The sequence below is a fragment of the Cohaesibacter marisflavi genome (assembly GCF_900115225.1).
GTDB classification, from domain to species: domain Bacteria; phylum Pseudomonadota; class Alphaproteobacteria; order Rhizobiales; family Cohaesibacteraceae; genus Cohaesibacter; species Cohaesibacter marisflavi.
The window spans coordinates 159,886-178,417 of record NZ_FOVR01000009.1 but is presented as its reverse complement, the minus strand read 5'-3'; the positions used below and the strand labels follow the sequence as shown (position 1 = coordinate 178,417).

Below are 18,532 nucleotides of genomic sequence, written 5' to 3'. Positions count from 1 at the left end.
TCAGGCGATGCGCAGGCGTGGATCCATCCAGGCGTTGAGGATATCTGCCAGGAAGGTGAAGAAGATGTAGAACATCGAGAAGATGAGGATGAGGGCCTGCATGGTTGGCAGGTCATTTCGGGAAATGGATTCCCAGGCGAGGAAGCCCGCGCCATGCAGCGCGAAAATGCTTTCCACCACAATGGACCCACCCAGCATGAAGCCCATCTGCACGGCAGCAAGACTGATCACCGGAATGATGGCATTGCGCAGGGCGTGCTTGAACATGATCTTGCGACTGTCCAACCCCTTGGCGCGCGCGGTGCGGATATAATCTGCGCTCAACACTTCGAGCATGCCTGCTCGGGTGAGGCGCATGATGGCCGGGGTGGCGTAATAGCCTAGAACGATCGTGGGCAGGATGAAATGAGCCCAGCTTGTCGAGCCGGAGGCGGGTACAAGCCCCAGCTTGATGGAAAAGACCACGATCAGGATCAGCCCGAACCAGAAGGACGGGATGGCCTGACCGACCACCGAGATGAACAGGGCGGCGCGGTCGATGAGGGAGTTTGGTTTCATCGCTGCGGCAACGCCCATGGGGATGGCCAGCAAAAGCGCGAAACTGATGCTGAGCAATCCCAGAAGCATGGTAACGCTCAAGCGATCTACAATGAGGTCGGAAACAGGCAGATCGAAATACCAGCTGTTGCCCAGGTCTCCAGAGGCAGCCTTGCCCAGCCATTCGAAATATTGCACGACGATGGGGCGATCAAATCCATAGCGGTCATTGACCATCTGGATGTCTTCCATGGACGCGTTTTCTCCTGCAATTGCGATGGCGGGATCACCGGCCATGAAGAGCAGGCTGAAGCTGATTGCGGATACGGTGAAAGCCACCAGTAAGGCAAGACCAAGCCGTTTCAGAATATAGATATACATTCCGACCTCGAATTCTCATTATTGGGGGAGGGGTGGGGGCCGGATGGTATCCGGCCCCGATTGCTCGTTATTTCCAGCCGAAGGTGAAGAAACGCACCAGCTCGTCCGGGGTTGCCTTGTAATCGAGTTCTTTGCTCATGGCGTAGTTCACATTGTAGGTGAACATCGGAACCCAGTAGGCTTCCTCGACAATCTTGGTCAGGGCCTTTTTGTAAAGGGCCTTACGTGCTTCCTTGTCTGTGGTCTTGTCAGCTTCCGTCAGCCATTCCTTGATTTCCGGATCGCGGGCATCATCCCAGTCGCCGCCGGTGAAGAATTCGGAGGTAATGGCGGACGCATCTGCGATGGAGTAAGAGCCCCATGTCTGGAAGGAAATCGGCACTTCACCCTTGGCGCGCTTCTCACGCAGGGCAGCATATTTCAGGTAGCTGAAGTTGGTCTTGATGCCGACTTCGTTAAGGAAGCCCATCATGGCTTCGGCATACGGACGGTTGCGGTATGCATAGAAATCGGTGGTGAAGCCATCCGGATAGCCAGCTTCGGCCAGAAGGGCCTTGGCTTTTGCCGGGTCATAGTCGTAGGTCGGCAGGTCCTGAGCACAGGCAAACTGAACTGGAGAACAGGCGCTGTCGATGACGGTGGAAGAGCCTTTCACGAGAGCTTCGACGATCGCCTTGCGGTCAATGGCGTGATAGATGGCCTGACGAACCTTTTTCTTGGTCATCGGGCCGTCCGGATCAAAGCGGCCTGCAGCATCCATTGTGATATAGCCAACGCGGATTGCCGGAGCATTGACCACATCGAACTTGCCCATAGCGGCGAGCTTTTCAGCCTGGTCGGCAGGGATGTTCCAGAGGAAGTCCAATGTGCCGTTGAAGAATTCGGCGATTTGGGTGTTCATGTCCGGAATGGTGCGGATGTCAACTTTTGACACCTTGGCCATGCCTTTGGGGCCGTTGAAATAGTCTTCGTTTTTCTCAAGTACAAAATGCTTGCCGGGTTCCAGCTCCGTGACCTTGAAAGGACCGGTGCCGACTGGATGGGCAGCCATGCCTTTGGGGCCGACTTTGGCGTAGTATTCGTTGGGATACATCGCAACGGGGCCTGCGAGGAACTCTTCAGCGGCCGGGAATGGAGCGTCGGCAATGATACGGACCGTGAAGTCATCTACCTTTTCTGCGTGATCCATCCAGCTCACATTGGTCTGGCTTTTCACGCCATTGGCTTTGTCAGACACGAAGTTGACAGTGTAGACTACGTCATCTGCGTTGAATGGCTCGCCATTGTGGAATTTGATGCCCTTACGCAGCTTGAATTCGATTGTGGTGTCGTTAATCCATTCCCAGGATTCTGCGAGGTTGCCCTTATATTCACCGGAGTCTGGATCGCGATAAAGCAGACCATCCCATACCGAATTGTTCAGAAGAAGACCTTCGCGTGCCGTGTTGAAAAAGACGTCGGCAGATTCGAGTTCTTTCAGAAATGCCATATTGACGGTGTCGCTCGCTTTATCAGCGTAGGACGTCGCCGAAAGCGCCAAGTAGACCGCAGTACTCAATACCAGTTTGGATATCTTCATATTCGTTCCCCTGTTGAAGCTCGGGTTTGTGCTTGGAAGGTTATTTGTATTGATTTTTATAAGATTGTATATAATCTGTGTGAAATGTATACTGTCAAGCGATAATGGTACCATGACTAATAAATACAAAGCATCAGCCCTGATTTGCTCGGAAATTGAGCAGAAAATAGCCACCGGTGCCTACAAAGATGGCGAAAAACTCAATGAAGCTGCGCTTTCCGAGCAGTTCAATGTGTCGCGCACACCGCTGAGAGAGGCCTTTCAGATTCTGGATGGCATCGGTCTTGTGGAACTTATACCCAACCGTGGTGCCTTCGTTCGCAGGCCTTCAATGACCCGCCTTGTGGAGATGTTCGAATTCATGGCTGAGTTGGAAGCCTGGTGTGTCAAGCTGGCAACCCGCCGTCTCACTTCAGCTCAGCAGCTTTATCTCAAGCGTGCCGCGAGCGATTGCGCGCGGGCGCTGAAGGAAGGCAAGAATGATGACTATTATGAAGCAAACAACAGGCTTCATGGCATGATCTATCAGGCCTCGGGCAATGCGGTGCTGGAAGAAGAAACCTTGCGCATGCACCGGCGCCTCAGACCCTTCCGGCGCAAGCAGCTCGATGTGAGCGGACGCCTTGAGCAGTCCATGCAAGAGCATGACGATATTCTAGCCGCGATGGATGAAGGTGACGAGGAGAAGGCTGCCGAGCTGATGCGCAAACATATCTACACGCTTGGCAACACCTATGATCAGTATCTTGCCGCGCTTGAAGAAGTGCCCGCCGATATCATGAATCTATAGAAGATTGGGCGGTCGGTTTAGTCGAAGAGAGGCGTGTTATTGCCCTTTGATTAGGGCATTGACCCCATCCAGAATGGAATAGACCGGCTTGCCGGTGGCCTTGCCTATGGTCTGCTGATAGGGAGGCAAATTGCCGCATTCGAGCAGAAAGGCCGCAAGATCTGGATGGTGAGCGAGCATATCTTGCGCCTTGCAGATGATGTCGGCCTCTATGGCTGTCCGATCCAGTTTCAATGACTGCTCTTGCTTGGCGCCCAGAATGGCGGTGGCAAAAGCGGGGCAATCTTCCATGCCGCGGATGATCACATCCTCGGGCCTGATATTTGCGGCCTTGAGCACGTCTGCGCCCAGACTTCTCGCGGACGCCGTGAGAATGCCGATCGGCCCCTCGGGATGTTTGGAGCGTATATCCGTGTAGAGGCAAAGCGCAGACAGCATCACGGGGATCGAGACTGTCTCTTCCATTTCCTTCTGAATGGTCGCGAGAAAACCGCAGGTCGAGGTCAAAGCGCAGGCGCCTTCCCGTTCCAGCTTACGCGCCTTCTCCTTGAACGCTTCTACCAGACCCGGCAGAGGGCGCCCATTCCTGACAATGTCAGGACTGCCCGCTCCGGCGATCACTTCGATACGGGCCGGTATGGCATAACTGGCGGCGTTGCCCGCGTCTCCGATTGGGCGCTTGAAACGTGTATCCAGCATCAGGATGCCTAGAAAAGGATCATTTTGAACAGTTGGTGCCAAAATATTTGCCATTCCTTGTTGGTGACGAATGCCCATTCCGGTCAAAGCTGTTGATTTTATAACTGGAAATCGCATTGCTTGTGCGAAATAGCAGCGATATTTCCAAATTTGTCAATGGGGCATGGTTTTTGCACGTGGAGACCGGCAAAAGAAAGCCGGACGGCATTTTATTCGCAGGCAAAGGGTTGGCAGGGGCTTCATTCGGTCTTTGCCTTGTCCTTTTATCTTTGCAATTTTGAATGAGATCAAGGGCGGGCCGCCAGTCCGGTAAGCGTCAAGTGGAGTATGCAGTATGGTCAAGGATGGTCTGGATTGCGGAGCATGAACAAGGGGCGTGCTGATCGCGCTGGCGCTTCTGCCCAACAGGATAAGCCTCATAGATCTTGACGCTTTCCACATTTTCTAACACTTTAAGCCAGCAGACACCTGCGCCAATCAGGGAAAGCCCCTGATATCGCAAATTTTTCACCGATCGGATAACAGGTCGGAAAAATAACAGGATTGCCGAGCCGTCCTTTTCTTACGGTTCAATCTTTCATTTTTAAAAAGCACCACCATCCAGAGGAATACCAAATGAAACTCAAATTTCTCCTTGCCTCGGTCGCAGCGCTTGCGGCCTCGACATCGCTCTCCCATGCTGAAAAGTGGGATATGGCTCTGGCTTATTCGGCCACAAACTTCCATTCCGAAATGGCTGCTGAATTTGCCAAGGAAGTGGCCGAGAAGAGTGATGGCGCGCTTGAAATCACCACCCACCCGTCAGGGTCTTTGTTTGGCGGGGCTGAAATTTTCGGTGCCGTGCGTAAAGGTTTGGTGCCGATTGGTGAGCGCCTGATTTCTGCGCTTGGCAATGAAAGCCCGATCTATGAAATGGATTCCATTCCGTTTCTGGCAACTTCTTTTGATGATGCCATGAAGCTTTACAAGGCAACCAAACCAACTCTAGAAGAAACTCTGGCCAAGTCACGCGTCACGCTGCTTTATTCCTGCCCATGGCCGCCGCAGGGCTTCTATTCCATCAAGGAAGCCAAGGTGCCTGCTGATGTTGAAGGCCTGAAATTCCGTGCTTACAATCCGACAACATCCAAGATCGCCGAATATCTGGGTATGGCGCCGACCAAGATCGAAGCTGCCGAACTGTCTCAGGCTTTCGCAACAGGTGTGGCAGAAGCCATGATTTCTTCTGGCGCGACTGGCTATGACCGTAAGCTTTGGGAGCATGTGAGTTACTATTATGATGTGAAAGCCTGGTTGCCGCGCAACATGGTCATCGTCAACACCCGTGCATGGGATCGGTTGGATGATGGCGTCAAAGCAGTTGTCAAAGACGCAGCTGCCAATGCAGAAGCCAAGTGCTGGGCAAAATCGGAAGAGCTGGACAGCTGGTATGTTGAGCAGTTCAAGGAAAAGGGCATGACCGTTGCTCCTGCTTCGCCTGAAATGAAGAAAGCCTTTGAAGATGCCGGTGCAAAGCTGAAAGCTGAATGGCTTGAGCGCGCCGGAGAAGAAGGCGCTGCCGCTTTGAAAGCCTACGAAGAAATGTAACCGAAATATCGGGGAGGCCTCGTGCCTCCCCGATGCATATCTGTTCGCAGGTAATCCGGTCTTATTGAGAGGCGCAAGCCTCGGGACGAATGCATGACTACTATCAGTCGGTTTATGGACCGCATCTATCTTTTGGGAGCCTGGCTTGCGGGGGCGCTCTTGGTGCTGCTGTGTCTGTTGGTGCTTTATAGCATCCTGGCGCGTCTTGTTGGATGGTTCGCCGGTGGGGCATCTGATGTGGCTGGCTATGCCATGGCAACCAGCAGCTTCATGGCTCTGGCCTATACCTTCCGCTCACAGGGGCATATTCGTGTATCGATCCTCTCCCAGAGGCTGGAAGGGGCCAAGAGGCGGGCTTTGGAAATCTGGGCGCATCTGGTTATCTCCGGTGTTGCCAGCTTTCTGGCCTTCTACATGATGCGACTGGTGATTGATTCCTATGACTATGGTGAGCGCAGCGAAGGCGCCGATGCGATCCTTTTGTGGATACCGCAGACGCCAGTGGCGCTGGGCTCCATATTGTTCGCGCTGTCGACCATTCATGTCTTGCTGATCGTTCTGTTCGATTACAAGTCGATAGATCCTGAACAGGGCGAGGCCGGGGGGCCGCAAGAAGTATGAATGAAGCGCTTTCCATTTCGATTTTCCTGTTCGCCCTGTTTTTCCTGCTTGGCACCAGTGTCTGGGTGGGGGCATCGCTGTTGCTCACGGCGATGTTGGGCATGTATCTGTTTACCTCTGCACCCATCGGGGACGCGCTGGCGTTGACCGTCTGGGGCAGCCAATCTTCCTGGACCCTGACGGCTTTGCCTCTTTTCATCTGGATGGGTGAAATTCTCTATCGAACAAACCTGTCCGAGACCCTGTTTCGTGGCATCGCTCCCTTTATGCGGCGCATGCCCGGCGGATTGCTGCATGTAAATGTGGGGGCTTCTGCCATTTTTGCTGCTATCTCCGGCTCTTCTGCAGCCACGGTGGCCACAGTTGGTAAAATGGCCATTCCGGAGTTGCGCAAACGTGGCTATCCGGAAAGGCAGATCGTCGGGTCGCTCGCGGGGGCAGGCACGCTCGGGCTGCTCATTCCACCCAGCATTTCGATGATTATCTATGGGGTGACCGTCAATGAGAGCATCGCCAAGCTCTTCATGGCGGCGATGATCCCCGGTGTGTGTCTGGCGCTGCTTTTCATGGGCTATATCGCCCTCTGGGGGCTACGCCATGGCGAGAAGATGCAGATGGATCCATCGACCAACTGGAGCGAAAAGCTTTCAGCCTTTTTGGGGCTGCTGCCCGTTGTGGCGCTCATTGTTGCAGTGATCGGCTCTATTTATGGCGGCGTCGCAACGGCAACCGAAGCGGCTGCGCTCGGGGTGCTCGGGTCTTTTGTGCTCGCCTTCCTGCAGAAGACATTGACGCGGGACACTTTCGTTGAGTCCGTCTTGGGTGCGGTGCGCACCACCACGATGGTCATGTTCATTCTGATGGGGTCGGGCTTCCTGTCGCTGGCTATGGGCTTTACCGGGATTCCCAAGGCGCTGGCCGAGGTGATTTCCACGTGGGATCCATCGCCGCTGGCTCTGATCATGACGCTGACGGTCTTCTACATCTTGCTGGGTTGTTTTCTGGACGGCATTTCGTCCATTGTTCTGACAATGGCCGTCATCGAGCCGATGGTCCGGGCTGCCGGATTTGATATGCTCTGGTTCGGAGTCTATCTGATGATCGTGGTCGAGATGGCACAGATAACGCCGCCAATCGGGTTCAACCTGTTTGTGCTGCAAGGGATGACGGGGCACGATATCGGGGTCATTGCGCGGGCAGCGGTTCCGAGCTTCCTCGTCATGTGCCTGTTTGTGGTGCTGCTGGTGATCTTCCCGGATCTGGCGCTCTGGTTGCCGAGTGTATTGAAATAGACAATCGGCCTCTGGATAGGTGGCGATGAACCCTGCGGAGAGACCCATGGACCCCAAGATTCTCGTTGCGATTGACATTGAACATCAGGCCAATGCGGTCAAGGCCCTCAAGGAGGCAGCTAAGCTTGCGCAATGCGTCAATGGCGAAATCCATGTCTGCTATGTGCTGGCCTATGGCTTTTATGACTATGTGAAGCCCTTTCTGGTGGAAGAGGTGGTCAAGGACAGCATCGCTCACGTCAAGATGGAGCTTGTGGCGCTCGTAAAGGAGGCTGGCCTCTCCGATGAGCTGGTCTATCGGCATGTCCTGAAGGGCGGCGTTCATCAGCAGATCCTGCTGCTCGCCGAGACGTTGGCCCCATCCTATCTCATCGTCAATGCCAGCCAGCCGGACGCGATGACGGGTATTGCCGGGCCAGTGACGGCCCAACTCGCCCATCTTGCGCCTTGTAGTCTGTTGATCGTGCGCTAGGAGCAGGGCTCCTTCACTTGCAGAGGATTTGATGAGTCGCGGGAAAGAGTGACAAGAGGGCTGCAATCAGCCCTCTTTGCGCTCATAGAAGACCTTGCCATTTAGAATAGTGAGGTCGCAGAGCGTGTCATTGAGAATCTCTTCCGGCGTTGCCTCCAGGAGATTGCGCGAGAAGACGGCGACGTCGGCCAAATAACCCGGCATCAGCTTGCCACGCACATGTTCCTGCTTTTGCGAATAGGCCCCATATTCGGTGTAGGATTGCAGGGCTTCTTCAATCGAGAGGCATTCGGACGGGTCTAACTGGGTGCCTGCGCCCGTCTTGCGGGTTAGCATGGCATAAAGGTTGGTCCACGGGGCAGGGTCACAGACGGGGCTATCACTGCCGGCAGGTGGTTTCAGGCCCATGTCTGTCCATGTTTTCTGCGGATAGGAACTATAGACCCGTTCCTTGCCGATCATGGTGATGTAGGCATCGCCGAAATCATAGAGAAACACCTGTTGCGGCGAGGGGATGATGCCTGCCTTCTGCATGCGCTCATTGTGGTCAGGGGCCAGAAAGCCGCTATGCTCCACGCGGTGGCGCCGGTCCGGATCGGGGTAGGCGGTGAGTGCCTTTTCATAGGCGGTGATGAGCTGTTCGATGGCGCCATCGCCAATGGCGTGGGCGCAAATCTGGTAGCCCTTCTCATGATACTCCAGCACCATGGCTTCCAGCTCTTGGGTGGGGATCATCTGCAGGCCGTGATTGTCCTTGTCGGCTAGATATCCTTCGGTCATCCAGGCTGTTGCGCCGCCGATCGAGCCATCCAGAAACAGCTTCACAGAGCCGACCATCAGCATGTCGTCGCCAACGCCGGAGACAAGGCCGACGGCCTCGCATTGGGGCACGATATTATCATGCGCGGGGGTGGCTCTGAGCGCCATCCATGTGCGCACCGGCAGGCGACCTGTCCGCTTGGCCTCGTTATAGGCAGCGATTTCCTCAAAGCCTGCCTTCATGCCGATGGCAGCATCCATCACGGATGTGATGCCGACCGAGAGACAGTAATTCCCGGCTCGTTCTATGGCATCAATGGCAGCGTCTCTGCTGAGTGGCGGCACGGCATCAAAGACCGGTGCCGAGGCATTCTCGGCCAGAAAGCCGGTCAGTTTGCCATTTTCCTTGCCAATCTGTCCGCCATCCGGGTCAGGTGTGCTGTCATCAATTCCGCCTGCCTTCATGGCCAGACTGTTGGCAATCTGCACATGTGTGCAGGTACGGATCAGCATTACCGGATTATTCGGCGCGATGGCGTCCAGTTCTGCAAGCGTCGGGTGTCGTTTGACGTCGAGCTTGGTCTGGTCATAGCCGCTGGCAAAGACCCAGTCGCCCGGCGCACTCTGCTCTACCCGCGCCTTGACGGCAGAAAGCAACGCTTCAAGGGTTGGGGCCTTTTGCGGCGTGATATCGACCCAATCCATGACCACGCCCAAATAGGTGGGATGCAGATGGGCATCGGTAAAGCCCGGTGTGGCCAGCCTGCCCTCAAGATCGATTATGCGGGTGTGGTCCCCCTTGTAAGGGGAGAGTTCATCCAGTGTGCCCGTTGCCAGAACCCGCCCTTGCCAAAGAGCCAGCGCTTGCGTTGTGCCTTCTTCAAAACCACGCCAGATGGGGCCGTTATGCAGAATGATATCGGCAATGGGCGTCGTATGGGAAGCGATGGGCGTGTGGGCTCTGGATGGGGCAGACGAGGTTGCCATGGTTCTCTCTTTAAGGTTTGAAATGGGGGCCTTGCTAGTGTGAAAGGGCAAGGGAATGGGGCAATGAATTAGTCGTGTTATCCAGTCATCATAAAGGGCAGGCACGCCATTTCCAGCCCCCTTTAGGGTCTTTCCGCTTCAGGCATGCGTCTTTCCACCGGTGGGATAGATTGGGTGCCCTCTTTAAAAGACAAAGGCCGCCTTCCTGGAGAGAAAGCGGCCATTTTTCAAGCAAGATTAAGCGCAAAGCCTAAACCACGTTGCGCTCGCGATAGGTCTGCAGGAAGGAACGCACGCGGGCGTCGTCCGGCTCGCGCCCGAACATTTCTTCAGGCGGAACGCAGGTGACCAGTCGTCCGCTATCAAGGAAGGCGACGCGGTCGGCCACATGGGCGGCAAAGCCCATTTCGTGGGTAACCACGACCATGGTCATGCCTTCGGCCGCCAGATCCTTCATCACCGAGAGCACTTCGCCCACCAGTTCCGGGTCGAGCGCCGACGTGGGTTCGTCAAACAGCATCACCTGCGGTTCCATGGCAATGGCGCGGGCGATAGCGACACGCTGCTGTTGACCTCCCGAGAGGTTCGCCGGGTAATTCTCTGCCTTGTCTTCCAGATGCACCTTGGTGAGCGCTGCCATGGCAGCTTCCTTGGCTTTCTTTTTGGATAACTTCTTTACGCTTGTCAGGGCTTCGGCGACATTGTCCAGTGCGCTCATATGCGGCCAGAGATGGAAATGCTGGAACACCATGCCGATATGTTGGCGCTGTTTGCGCAGGGCTTCACCGGAAAGCGGCTTGCGCGGATTGTGGCTGATATCCTGCCAGCCGATCAGTTCGCCATCCAGATGCACTTCGCCGCCGTCATATTGCTCAAGAAAGTTGAGGCAGCGCAGCAGCGTGCTCTTGCCGGAGCCGGACGGGCCAATGAGGCAGAGCACTTCGGAGCGTTTGACATCCAGCGTGATGTCGCGCAGGGCTTCGAAATCGTCAAAATATTTGCTGAGATTGCGGACTGTGATGATCGCATCGTCAGCGGTGGTGGTCATCTGTTCTTTCGACATCTTGGTCTCACTTGCTTGTGCGTTCATCTTGTCAGGCCCGTTTCAGGTGGCGGGTAACGCGCTGTTCCACCTTGGCGCCAATCCAGCCGGTTACCAGCACCATCAGCCAGTAGAACAGGGACAGCGCGAGGAACGGCTCGACAAAGGTGAAGGTTTCCGCAGCCATTGTCTGGGTCTGGAACAGCAGTTCCGGCACGGTGACGACGGAAAGAATAGCGGTTTCCTTGGTCAGGATGATGAAGAAGTTGGTGAGTGGTGCGGTGATCGGCACCAGCATTTGCGGCAGGATGATCCGCCACAGGATGCGGGTTTCAGGCATGCCGACGCAGCGGGCCGCCTCGATCTGGCCCTTGGGAATGGCGTTAAAGCCAGAGCGGAAGATCTCGGCAAAATAGGGGCTGCCATAGACCACAAAGCTTGTAATGCCAGCCTGCACCGGCGAGAGCACCAGACCGATATAGGGGCCGCCATAATAGAGGATGAACAGCTGGATCATGAAAGGCGTGCCGCGAATGATCTCAACATAGACATAGATCACCCAACTGAGCGCATGCGGGCCCCAGCGGTTGAGGCAGGCCAAAATGAAGCCGACGATCACGCCACCAATGGAGCCTGCCAACCAGCACAGGATGGTGATGCCGAAACCGTAGAGCAGGGCGGGTCCGTAACGGACAAAAAGTTCTGTTTCCATGACGCGCTCCTATCCGATCTGTAGTTTCTTTTCGATCAGTCGGCCACTGATGGACAGAACCCAGTTGATCGCGAAGTAAATGACAGCAGCGGTGATGTAGATTTCCAGCGGGCGATAGGTCTCACCGGTGATATTCTGCGAGATGCGCGTGAGTTCGCCGATGCCGACAACGGATGCCAGAGAGGAAACCTTGACCAGAAGGATCAGCTCGTTGACAAGGGAAGGCATACCGATGCGCACCGCCTGCGGCACCAGAATGCGACGCCAGAGCGAAAAAGACGGAATGCCCAGCGCATAGGCAGCTTCCGTTTGTCCGCTGGGGATGCTCTGCAAGGCACCGCGCAGGATTTCAGCGGTATAGGCCGCCGAACATAGGCCCGTTGCCAGAATGGCAGCCTGAACGGCCGGAAGGTCCAGGCCGACATAAGGCAAGGCGTAATAGAATAGCAGCAACTGGACAAGCAGCGGTACGCCACGGAAGAAACTGATATAGAGGACGGCGGCTCCACGTAAAAAGGGGTTGGCCGAAAGCCGGGTCGCGCACAGGGCTGTGCCCCACACAAGGCTAATCGCCATGCCGCTGACCGAAATAAGGATGGTCCAGCGCGCAGCTGCCAGCAGATAGGGCAGATTGTGCCAGATCGTATCAAAGGAAAAATTCATTGATCGCAATCTCCGCTCGATGAGCCACTTCCCCCGGTCAAGTGTCATGAGGCGGGCTGATCTGTCGTAGAGAAGACTTATATGATTGTTAAACAGAAAGGGCGAGGCATAAAGGCATGACTCGCTTGGCTGTATTGGCAATCTAATGAAAAGCATACGCCCGGCAAGGTGACCTGCCGGGCGCTGTTTTCATTATTTTACGTCCGGCATGGTTGTCGGAAGGTCCGGATTGCTGCCGAGCCATTTTTCGTTGATGGCTTTCAGGCGACCGTCTTCATGCATTTTGAGAAGGCTGGCGTTGATTGCCTCAATCAGGCTTTTGCTGTTTTCGTCACCCGTTGCGACCCAGCCGAAGAATTTCGGATCGCCGAATGGAGGCATGACGAGTTCGAACAGGCCTGGGCGCTGTACTGCGGCATACCCCATCAGAGGCAGGGAGTTGGCAACGCCGGAGATGCGGCCTGCTGCCATGTCAGCGAGCGCTTCGTCGACGTTTGTGTATTCACGGATCTCAGCTGGCGTTGCCAGCGATTCGGAAAAAGCCTTGAGCTGTTCGAGCTGAGCGGTACCCTTCTGGGTGCCGACGACCTTGCCAGAAATGTCTTCAGGCTTGGAGATGGACGTGTCGCCAGCCTTCTTGGCCAAAGCAACGGTGGCGTTGCCAATAGGCAGGGTGAAGTTGTAGCGCTTCATGCGTTCTGCGGTGATGGTGACCGGGGCAACGACGAAGTCGAATTTGCCTGCTTCCAGACCCGGCAGAATGGAGTTCCATGGCAGGTCGAGATATTTGGCCTTGACGCCCAGATCTTTGGCAATTTCGTCAAACAGATCACGGTCGATACCTACATATTCACCATCCTTGAGAAGGTCGAATGGCGCGTAGTGCATCTCGGTTGCGGCTACGATTTCGCCTTTTGCCTTGATGTCGGACAAAAGGTCGGCCTGTGCCGCACTGGCAAAGCTCAGACCGATGGTTGCAGCAGCAACAAAGCTGAGGATTGTCTTTTTCATTGTAGCTGTACTCCTAAATTTCTGGAAGGTTGGAGGGTATTGTTTTCGTTATTATATTATTCGTCTGAAAGGATGCCCGGAAGATTCAACTTGTGTTCCTTAGCGCATTCCACAGCGATTTCATAGCCCGCATCGGCATGACGCATCACACCGGTTGCAGGATCGTTCCATAGCACGCGTTCCAGGCGTTCGTCTGCATCTTTTGTGCCATCGCAACAAATGACCATGCCCGCATGCTGGGAGAAGCCCATGCCGACGCCGCCGCCATGATGCAGCGACACCCATGTGGCGCCCGAGGCTGTGTTGAGCAGAGCGTTGAGTAGCGGCCAGTCGGAAACGGCATCCGAACCATCTTTCATGGCTTCGGTTTCGCGGTTTGGCGAAGCAACCGAGCCACTGTCCAGATGGTCGCGGCCGATGACGATCGGCGCTTTCAGCTCGCCATTGCGCACCATTTCGTTAAAGGCAAGGCCGAGACGATGGCGCTGGCCAAGGCCAACCCAGCAAATGCGGGAAGGAAGGCCCTGGAAGGCGATTCGCTCACGGGCCATATCGAGCCAGTTGTGCAGATGCGGATCATCGGGGATGAGTTCCTTCACCTTGGCGTCGGTCTTGTAGATATCTTCTGGATCGCCGGAGAGGGCTGCCCAGCGGAAGGGGCCCACGCCACGGCAAAAGAGCGGACGAATATAGGCGGGCACGAAGCCTGGGAAGGCAAAGGCATTCTCTAAGCCTTCTTCCAGTGCCATCTGACGGATATTGTTGCCGTAGTCCAAGGTCGGGATGCCCATGTCGGAAAAGGCAACCATGGCTTCGACATGATCTCGCATGGAAGCGCGGGCCGCTTTTTCGACCACTTTGGGCTCGGTTTCCTGCTTGGCGCGCCATTCGGCAACGCTCCAGCCCTTGGGCAGATAGCCATGAACAGGGTCATGGGCAGAGGTCTGGTCGGTGACGATGTCCGGTTTGACGCCGCGTGCGACCAACTCGGGGAAGATGTCAGCGGCGTTGCCTACGAGGCCGACCGATTTGGCTTCGCCTGCGGCGGTCCATTTCTTGATCATCTCCAGAGCTTCGTCGAGGGTGTGGGCCTTTTCGTCCACATAGCGGGTGCGCATGCGGAAATCGATGCGGCTCTCGTCGCATTCAACGGCAAGGCAACAGGCGCCTGCCATGACGGCTGCCAGTGGCTGGGCGCCACCCATGCCGCCAAGACCACCGGTCAGAATCCATTTGCCCTTCAGGTCGCCTTCATAATGCTGACGGCCTGCTTCGGCGAAGGTTTCATAGGTGCCCTGCACGATGCCCTGTGCGCCGATATAGATCCACGAGCCAGCGGTCATCTGGCCATACATCATAAGGCCCTTTTTATCGAGCTCGTTGAAATGGTCCCAGTTGGCCCAGTGGGGCACAATGTTGGAGTTGGCGATGAGAACCCGCGGCGCATCCTTGTGGGTGCGGAACACACCAACCGGCTTGCCAGACTGGACCAATAGGGTCTCGTTGTCTTCCAGCGTCTTGAGGGTTTGTGTAATCTTGTCGAAATCCTGCCAGGTGCGGGCGGCGCGACCGATGCCACCATAGACAACCAGTTCGTGCGGGCGTTCGGCCACATCCGGATGCAGGTTGTTCATGAGCATGCGCAGGGGCGCTTCGGTGAGCCAGGATTTGGCGTTCAGTTCCGGGCCGGTCGGCGGGAAAACATCACGTTCGTTGTGGCGGCTGTCAACCATTGCTGTCTCCTCAAGTCTTATTGTTCTTTGCCGGAAAGGTGGGGTGCGAGTGCGGCCAGATCGGTCAGGATCGCCTTCAAATGCACGCGCAGCGCTTCGGCCTTTTTGTCATCATAGTCAAACGGGGGCTCTTCGCGGACCAGATGGGTATCCTGTGCCAGTTCCATCTGGATTACATGGACCTTGTTGTCCGGATCGCCATAATGGCGCGTCGTCCAGCCGCCCTTGAAGCGACCATTGAGCGCGGCGGTGTAGCCCTCAGCGCCCATGGCGTGGGTGGCGACGGTCTTCTCAACGCATTTGCAGCAGGTTTTGCCCTCATTGGTCCCGATGTTGAAATCGGGCAGCTTGCCTTCAAAAAGGAAAGGAATATGGGAGCGGATCGAGTGACAATCATAGAGAATTGCGAAGCCATGAATGGCCTTGACCCGCTCGATCTGGGCCGCAAGGGCATCATGATAGGGCTTGTGCCAGGCAAGGCGGCGGGCTTCTATCTCTTCAGCGTCGGGCTCCATGCCATCCTTGTAGATCGGCTTGCCGTCAAAATCGGTGATGGGGCAAAGGCCTGTGGTATTCTGGCCCGGATAAAGCGACTCGTCGCTCGGGGCGCGGTTGGCGTCGATCACGTAGCGATGGAAATTGGCGCGCACCATGGTTGCGCCTTCCAATAGACCCGAATAGAGCCGGTCGACAAACCAGTCGGTGTCGGCAAGGACCTTGCCCGTTTCATTGAGCTTTTCTTCTACCGCGTCAGGCAGATAGGTGCCCACATGGGGGAAGGCCAGGATAATCGGGCTTGTGCCTTCGGTAAGGTCAAAGGGCTGCATCGAGCGCCTCCAGTGAAATCAGATAGTCTTTGGAAATTGCATCAAGCAGGGTGCGGTCTGCGATCAGGGCGCAGGCGGCTTTGAGGTCCGGTGCCATGAAGCGGTCGGTCTCAAGGCTCGGAATGTCGTCTCTCAGGCGGGCAATGGCCGTTTGCAGGCATGGGCTCGTCTTGAGTGGCAAGCGATGCTCCACACCCATGGCCGCACAGAGCAGCTCCACGCCCAGAATGTTGGCAAGATTGTCCGTCATGCGCTTGAGGCGGCGGGCCCCATGAGCGGCCATGGAGACATGGTCTTCCTGATTGGCGCTTGTGGGCGTGCTGTCCGTCGAGCAGGGGTTGGCCAGATGCTTGTTCTCGCTCATCAGGGCAGCGGTCGTCACTTCAGCAATCATCAGGCCTGAGTTGAGGCCGGGATCCTTGGCAAGGAAGGGCGGAAGATCAAAGGAGAGGGCCGGGTCTACCATGAGCGCAATACGCCTCTGGGCAATGGCACCAATCTCGGAAATGGCAAGGGCGATCTGGTCGGCGGCAAAGGCAACCGGCTCGGCGTGGAAGTTGCCACCCGAAACGATGCGATCAGCCTCAATGAGCACGAGCGGGTTGTCGGTGGCGGCATTGGCTTCGATCTGCAAAGTCTGGGCGGACATGCGCAGAAGGTCAACGCAGGCGCCTGCCACTTGTGGCTGGCAGCGGATGCAATAGGGGTCCTGCACACGGGCATCGCCATCGCGATGGCTTTCGCGGATTTCAGAGCCTTCCATCAGCTTGCGCATGGCGCTGGCCACTTCGATCTGGCCGCGATGGCCACGGAGCGCGTGGATTTCCGGTAGCAGGGGCGCTGTGGAGCCCATGATGGCATCCGTGGACAGGGAGGCGGTCACGAGGCAGGCTTCGGCCATTCGCAGGGCGCCAAACAGTCCGACCAGCGCAAAGGCGGTGGAAACCTGCGTGCCGTTAATGAGGCCGAGGCCTTCTTTGGGGCCAAGGGTGACTGGTGTAAGGCCCGCTTGGGCAAGGGCTTGCGCGCCAGACAGGCGGGCGCCCTCATAGGTGGCTTCGCCTTCGCCGATCAGCACGGCGGTCATGTGCGCCAGTGGGGCAAGGTCGCCTGAAGCCCCAACCGACCCTTGGCTTGGGATGATGGGGGTCACGCCCTTTGCAAGGCAATTTTCGATCAGCTCGAGAATTTCCCATCGAACGCCCGATGCGCCGCGGGCCAAAGACAACAGCTTCAGCGTCATGACGAGACGCACGGTGGCCGGTTCCATCTCTTCGCCCACGCCGCAGCAATGGGAGAGAATGAGATTGCGCTGCAGGGTGGCGGTGTCTTCCGGTGCGATTTTGACGCTGGCCAGTTTGCCAAAGCCGGTGTTGACGCCATAGACGGCTTCTTCACCAAGGGCAGCAAGGCGCACGCGATTGGCGGCTTCTTCAATGGCTGGTTTGGCGCTGCGGTCAATGGTGACAGAGTGACTCTGACGATAAATGGATTCAAGATCCTTGAGCGTTACGGCGCCGGGAACGAGAGAAACGGTAGCCATTTTATTATGCACCTCCCCAGATGCGATCTTCTAGCGGGTTGAAGCCGATGCGATAGGCCAGCTCTGCCGGATGAGCGGCATTCCAGATGGCGATATCGGCACGAAGGCCTTTTTGCAACATGCCCCGATCGGCAAGGCCGAGGGCCTTGGCTGCGTTGCGGGTGACACCGCTGAGCGCTTCTTCTGGCGTCAGGCGGAAAAGGGTGCAGGCCATGTTGATGGTCAGCAGAAGGGATGTGAGCGGCGATGTGCCCGGATTGCAATCTGTCGAGATGGCCATGGAGACGCCATGCTTACGCAACAGGTCAACCGGTGGGCTTTGGGTTTCGCGCAGGGTATAGAAGGCTCCGGGCAGCAAAACGGCAACCGTATCGGCCTCGGCCATGGCTTTTACGCCAGCTTCATCGAGATGTTCCAGATGATCGGAGGAAAGTGCGCCGAATTTGGCAGCAAGCGCTGCGCCACCCAGATTGGAGAGCTGTTCGGCATGGAGTTTGACCGGCAGGCCGAGTGCCTTGGCCGCTGCAAATACACCAGCAATCTGCTCAGGTGAGAAGGCAATGCCCTCACAGAAGCCATCAACCGCATCCACAAGGCCCTCTTCATGGGCCTGTTTGAGGGCTGGCAGACAAACCTCATCAAGATAGAGATCCGACTTGCCTTTATAGTCGGCCGGTACGGCATGGGCGCCAAGATAGCTGGTGCGCACGGTGACCGGACGCTCCTTGGCGATCCGCTTGGCAACGCGCAGCATTTTTAGTTCGCTCTCGATATCGAGGCCATAACCGGATTTGATTTCAAGGGTGGTGACGCCTTCTGCGATCAAGGTATCAACGCGGGGCAGGGCGCTGGCAAGCAGGTCGTCTTCGCTGGCTGCGCGGGTGGCTGTTACCGTGGAAACAATGCCGCCACCTGCACGGGCAATCTCTTCATAGGTGGCTCCTTCAAGACGCATTTCAAATTCGCGCGCACGATTGCCCCCAAAAACAATGTGCGTGTGGCAATCGACCAGAGCGGGTGTGACCAATGCGCCATCTACGTCGCGGCTCGGCCAGTCCTTCATGTCTTCTGGAAGAGTGGCAAGCGGGCCGCAATAGGCGATTGTCTCGTTCTCTATGGCGAGCGCTCCATCGGGGATGAGGCCATAGGGCTCCGCGCCTGTTACCATTGTTGCCAAGGTGGCGTTTTTTATCAAAAGTCGCGTCACTGATTGCAATCCGTGCTTGATTATGTTGCGATTTATGTGAATATACATGCACATAATAATGAGGCTGTCAACGAGACTCTCGAATTAATG

At 56.2% G+C, this 18,532-nt stretch carries 17 protein-coding genes; 5 read left to right on the top strand and 12 right to left on the bottom strand.

What is annotated here, in order from left to right:
- Both BM258_RS16345 and BM258_RS16340 read right to left on the bottom strand, forming a co-directional pair.
- Complete coding sequence (locus BM258_RS16345; protein ID WP_090074086.1) at positions 1 to 918, bottom strand: ABC transporter permease; 918 nt, start codon at positions 916 to 918, stop codon at positions 1 to 3.
- A 67-nt stretch (positions 919 to 985) separates the two neighbouring features.
- Positions 986 to 2,497, bottom strand: a complete 1,512-nt coding sequence (locus BM258_RS16340; RefSeq protein WP_090074085.1) for an ABC transporter substrate-binding protein — start codon at positions 2,495 to 2,497, stop codon at positions 986 to 988.
- Positions 2,498 to 2,609: 112 nt separating this feature from the next.
- On the opposite strand from BM258_RS16340, the gene BM258_RS16335 reads away from it, so the two are divergent.
- The gene (locus tag BM258_RS16335) at positions 2,610 to 3,287 is read left to right on the top strand and encodes a GntR family transcriptional regulator (protein WP_090074084.1); all 678 of its coding nucleotides are present in this window, start codon (positions 2,610 to 2,612) and stop codon (positions 3,285 to 3,287) included.
- Between the two features lie 36 nt (positions 3,288 to 3,323).
- On the opposite strand, the gene BM258_RS16330 is transcribed toward BM258_RS16335, so the two are convergent.
- Entirely contained in the window at positions 3,324 to 3,986 is a 663-nt protein-coding gene (locus BM258_RS16330; protein ID WP_139229298.1) for an aspartate/glutamate racemase family protein, read from the bottom strand.
- 615 nt (positions 3,987 to 4,601) lie between these two features.
- Here BM258_RS16330 and BM258_RS16325 point away from each other — a divergent pair.
- The 4 genes from BM258_RS16325 (at position 4,602) to BM258_RS16310 (ending at position 7,958) form a co-directional block, all read left to right on the top strand.
- Positions 4,602 to 5,573 (top strand): TRAP transporter substrate-binding protein, encoded by a 972-nt coding sequence (locus tag BM258_RS16325; RefSeq protein ID WP_090074080.1) that lies wholly within the window; start codon positions 4,602 to 4,604, stop codon positions 5,571 to 5,573.
- A gap of 93 nt (positions 5,574 to 5,666) precedes the next feature.
- Positions 5,667 to 6,194, top strand: coding sequence for a TRAP transporter small permease subunit (locus BM258_RS16320; RefSeq protein ID WP_090074078.1), 528 nt, complete (start codon positions 5,667 to 5,669; stop codon positions 6,192 to 6,194).
- Positions 6,191 to 7,486: a TRAP transporter large permease gene (locus BM258_RS16315; protein ID WP_090074077.1), complete on the top strand. Its 1,296-nt coding sequence runs from the start codon at positions 6,191 to 6,193 to the stop codon at positions 7,484 to 7,486. The genes BM258_RS16320 and BM258_RS16315 overlap by 4 nt, the downstream gene beginning before the upstream one ends.
- Before the next feature lie 46 nt (positions 7,487 to 7,532).
- Entirely contained in the window at positions 7,533 to 7,958 is a 426-nt protein-coding gene (locus tag BM258_RS16310) for a universal stress protein (RefSeq protein WP_175528117.1), read from the top strand.
- 66 nt (positions 7,959 to 8,024) lie between these two features.
- Here the strand turns inward: BM258_RS16310 and BM258_RS16305 are convergent, their stop codons facing one another.
- From BM258_RS16305 to hutI, 9 genes are all read right to left on the bottom strand, one after another.
- Positions 8,025 to 9,704, bottom strand: a complete 1,680-nt coding sequence (locus BM258_RS16305) for an amidohydrolase (RefSeq protein ID WP_090074073.1) — start codon at positions 9,702 to 9,704, stop codon at positions 8,025 to 8,027.
- Between the two features lie 250 nt (positions 9,705 to 9,954).
- Complete coding sequence (locus BM258_RS16300; RefSeq protein WP_280141778.1) at positions 9,955 to 10,767, bottom strand: amino acid ABC transporter ATP-binding protein; 813 nt, start codon at positions 10,765 to 10,767, stop codon at positions 9,955 to 9,957.
- Positions 10,768 to 10,798: 31 nt separating this feature from the next.
- Complete coding sequence (locus BM258_RS16295; RefSeq protein ID WP_090074072.1) at positions 10,799 to 11,458, bottom strand: amino acid ABC transporter permease; 660 nt, start codon at positions 11,456 to 11,458, stop codon at positions 10,799 to 10,801.
- Positions 11,459 to 11,467: 9 nt separating this feature from the next.
- Positions 11,468 to 12,121 (bottom strand): amino acid ABC transporter permease, encoded by a 654-nt coding sequence (locus BM258_RS16290; protein ID WP_090074070.1) that lies wholly within the window; start codon positions 12,119 to 12,121, stop codon positions 11,468 to 11,470.
- Between the two features lie 192 nt (positions 12,122 to 12,313).
- Entirely contained in the window at positions 12,314 to 13,132 is an 819-nt protein-coding gene (locus BM258_RS16285; protein ID WP_090074068.1) for a transporter substrate-binding domain-containing protein, read from the bottom strand.
- Between the two features lie 56 nt (positions 13,133 to 13,188).
- On the bottom strand, positions 13,189 to 14,865 hold the full coding sequence (gene hutU, locus BM258_RS16280; protein ID WP_090074066.1) for a urocanate hydratase: 1,677 nt from the start codon (positions 14,863 to 14,865) through the stop codon (positions 13,189 to 13,191).
- 17 nt (positions 14,866 to 14,882) lie between these two features.
- The gene (gene hutG / locus BM258_RS16275; RefSeq protein ID WP_090074064.1) at positions 14,883 to 15,692 is read right to left on the bottom strand and encodes an N-formylglutamate deformylase; all 810 of its coding nucleotides are present in this window, start codon (positions 15,690 to 15,692) and stop codon (positions 14,883 to 14,885) included.
- Positions 15,679 to 17,235, bottom strand: a complete 1,557-nt coding sequence (hutH, locus tag BM258_RS16270; protein ID WP_090074063.1) for a histidine ammonia-lyase — start codon at positions 17,233 to 17,235, stop codon at positions 15,679 to 15,681. The genes hutG and hutH overlap by 14 nt, the downstream gene beginning before the upstream one ends.
- Before the next feature lie 4 nt (positions 17,236 to 17,239).
- A complete protein-coding gene (hutI, locus tag BM258_RS16265; RefSeq protein WP_090074061.1) occupies positions 17,240 to 18,490 on the bottom strand; it encodes an imidazolonepropionase in 1,251 nt (416 codons plus the stop codon).
- Positions 18,491 to 18,532 lie beyond the last annotated feature (42 nt).

What these genes read in the sequence shown, in the direction of transcription:
- BM258_RS16340 (WP_090074085.1), bottom strand. Translation starts at nt 2,497, where the DNA reads ATGAAGATATCCAAACTGGTATTGAGTACTGCGGTCTACTTGGCGCTT.
- hutH (WP_090074063.1), bottom strand. Translation starts at nt 17,235, where the DNA reads ATGGCTACCGTTTCTCTCGTTCCCGGCGCCGTAACGCTCAAGGATCTT.
- hutI (WP_090074061.1), bottom strand. Translation starts at nt 18,490, where the DNA reads ATGTATATTCACATAAATCGCAACATAATCAAGCACGGATTGCAATCA.
- BM258_RS16320 (WP_090074078.1), top strand. Translation starts at nt 5,667, where the DNA reads ATGACTACTATCAGTCGGTTTATGGACCGCATCTATCTTTTGGGAGCC.
- BM258_RS16290 (WP_090074070.1), bottom strand. Translation starts at nt 12,121, where the DNA reads ATGAATTTTTCCTTTGATACGATCTGGCACAATCTGCCCTATCTGCTG.
- BM258_RS16330 (WP_139229298.1), bottom strand. Translation starts at nt 3,986, where the DNA reads ATGCTGGATACACGTTTCAAGCGCCCAATCGGAGACGCGGGCAACGCC.
- BM258_RS16305 (WP_090074073.1), bottom strand. Translation starts at nt 9,704, where the DNA reads ATGGCAACCTCGTCTGCCCCATCCAGAGCCCACACGCCCATCGCTTCC.
- BM258_RS16345 (WP_090074086.1), bottom strand. Translation starts at nt 918, where the DNA reads ATGTATATCTATATTCTGAAACGGCTTGGTCTTGCCTTACTGGTGGCT.
- hutG (WP_090074064.1), bottom strand. Translation starts at nt 15,692, where the DNA reads ATGCAGCCCTTTGACCTTACCGAAGGCACAAGCCCGATTATCCTGGCC.
- BM258_RS16325 (WP_090074080.1), top strand. Translation starts at nt 4,602, where the DNA reads ATGAAACTCAAATTTCTCCTTGCCTCGGTCGCAGCGCTTGCGGCCTCG.
- BM258_RS16295 (WP_090074072.1), bottom strand. Translation starts at nt 11,458, where the DNA reads ATGGAAACAGAACTTTTTGTCCGTTACGGACCCGCCCTGCTCTACGGT.
- BM258_RS16335 (WP_090074084.1), top strand. Translation starts at nt 2,610, where the DNA reads ATGACTAATAAATACAAAGCATCAGCCCTGATTTGCTCGGAAATTGAG.
- BM258_RS16300 (WP_280141778.1), bottom strand. Translation starts at nt 10,767, where the DNA reads ATGTCGAAAGAACAGATGACCACCACCGCTGACGATGCGATCATCACA.
- hutU (WP_090074066.1), bottom strand. Translation starts at nt 14,865, where the DNA reads ATGGTTGACAGCCGCCACAACGAACGTGATGTTTTCCCGCCGACCGGC.
- BM258_RS16315 (WP_090074077.1), top strand. Translation starts at nt 6,191, where the DNA reads ATGAATGAAGCGCTTTCCATTTCGATTTTCCTGTTCGCCCTGTTTTTC.
- BM258_RS16285 (WP_090074068.1), bottom strand. Translation starts at nt 13,132, where the DNA reads ATGAAAAAGACAATCCTCAGCTTTGTTGCTGCTGCAACCATCGGTCTG.
- BM258_RS16310 (WP_175528117.1), top strand. Translation starts at nt 7,533, where the DNA reads ATGGACCCCAAGATTCTCGTTGCGATTGACATTGAACATCAGGCCAAT.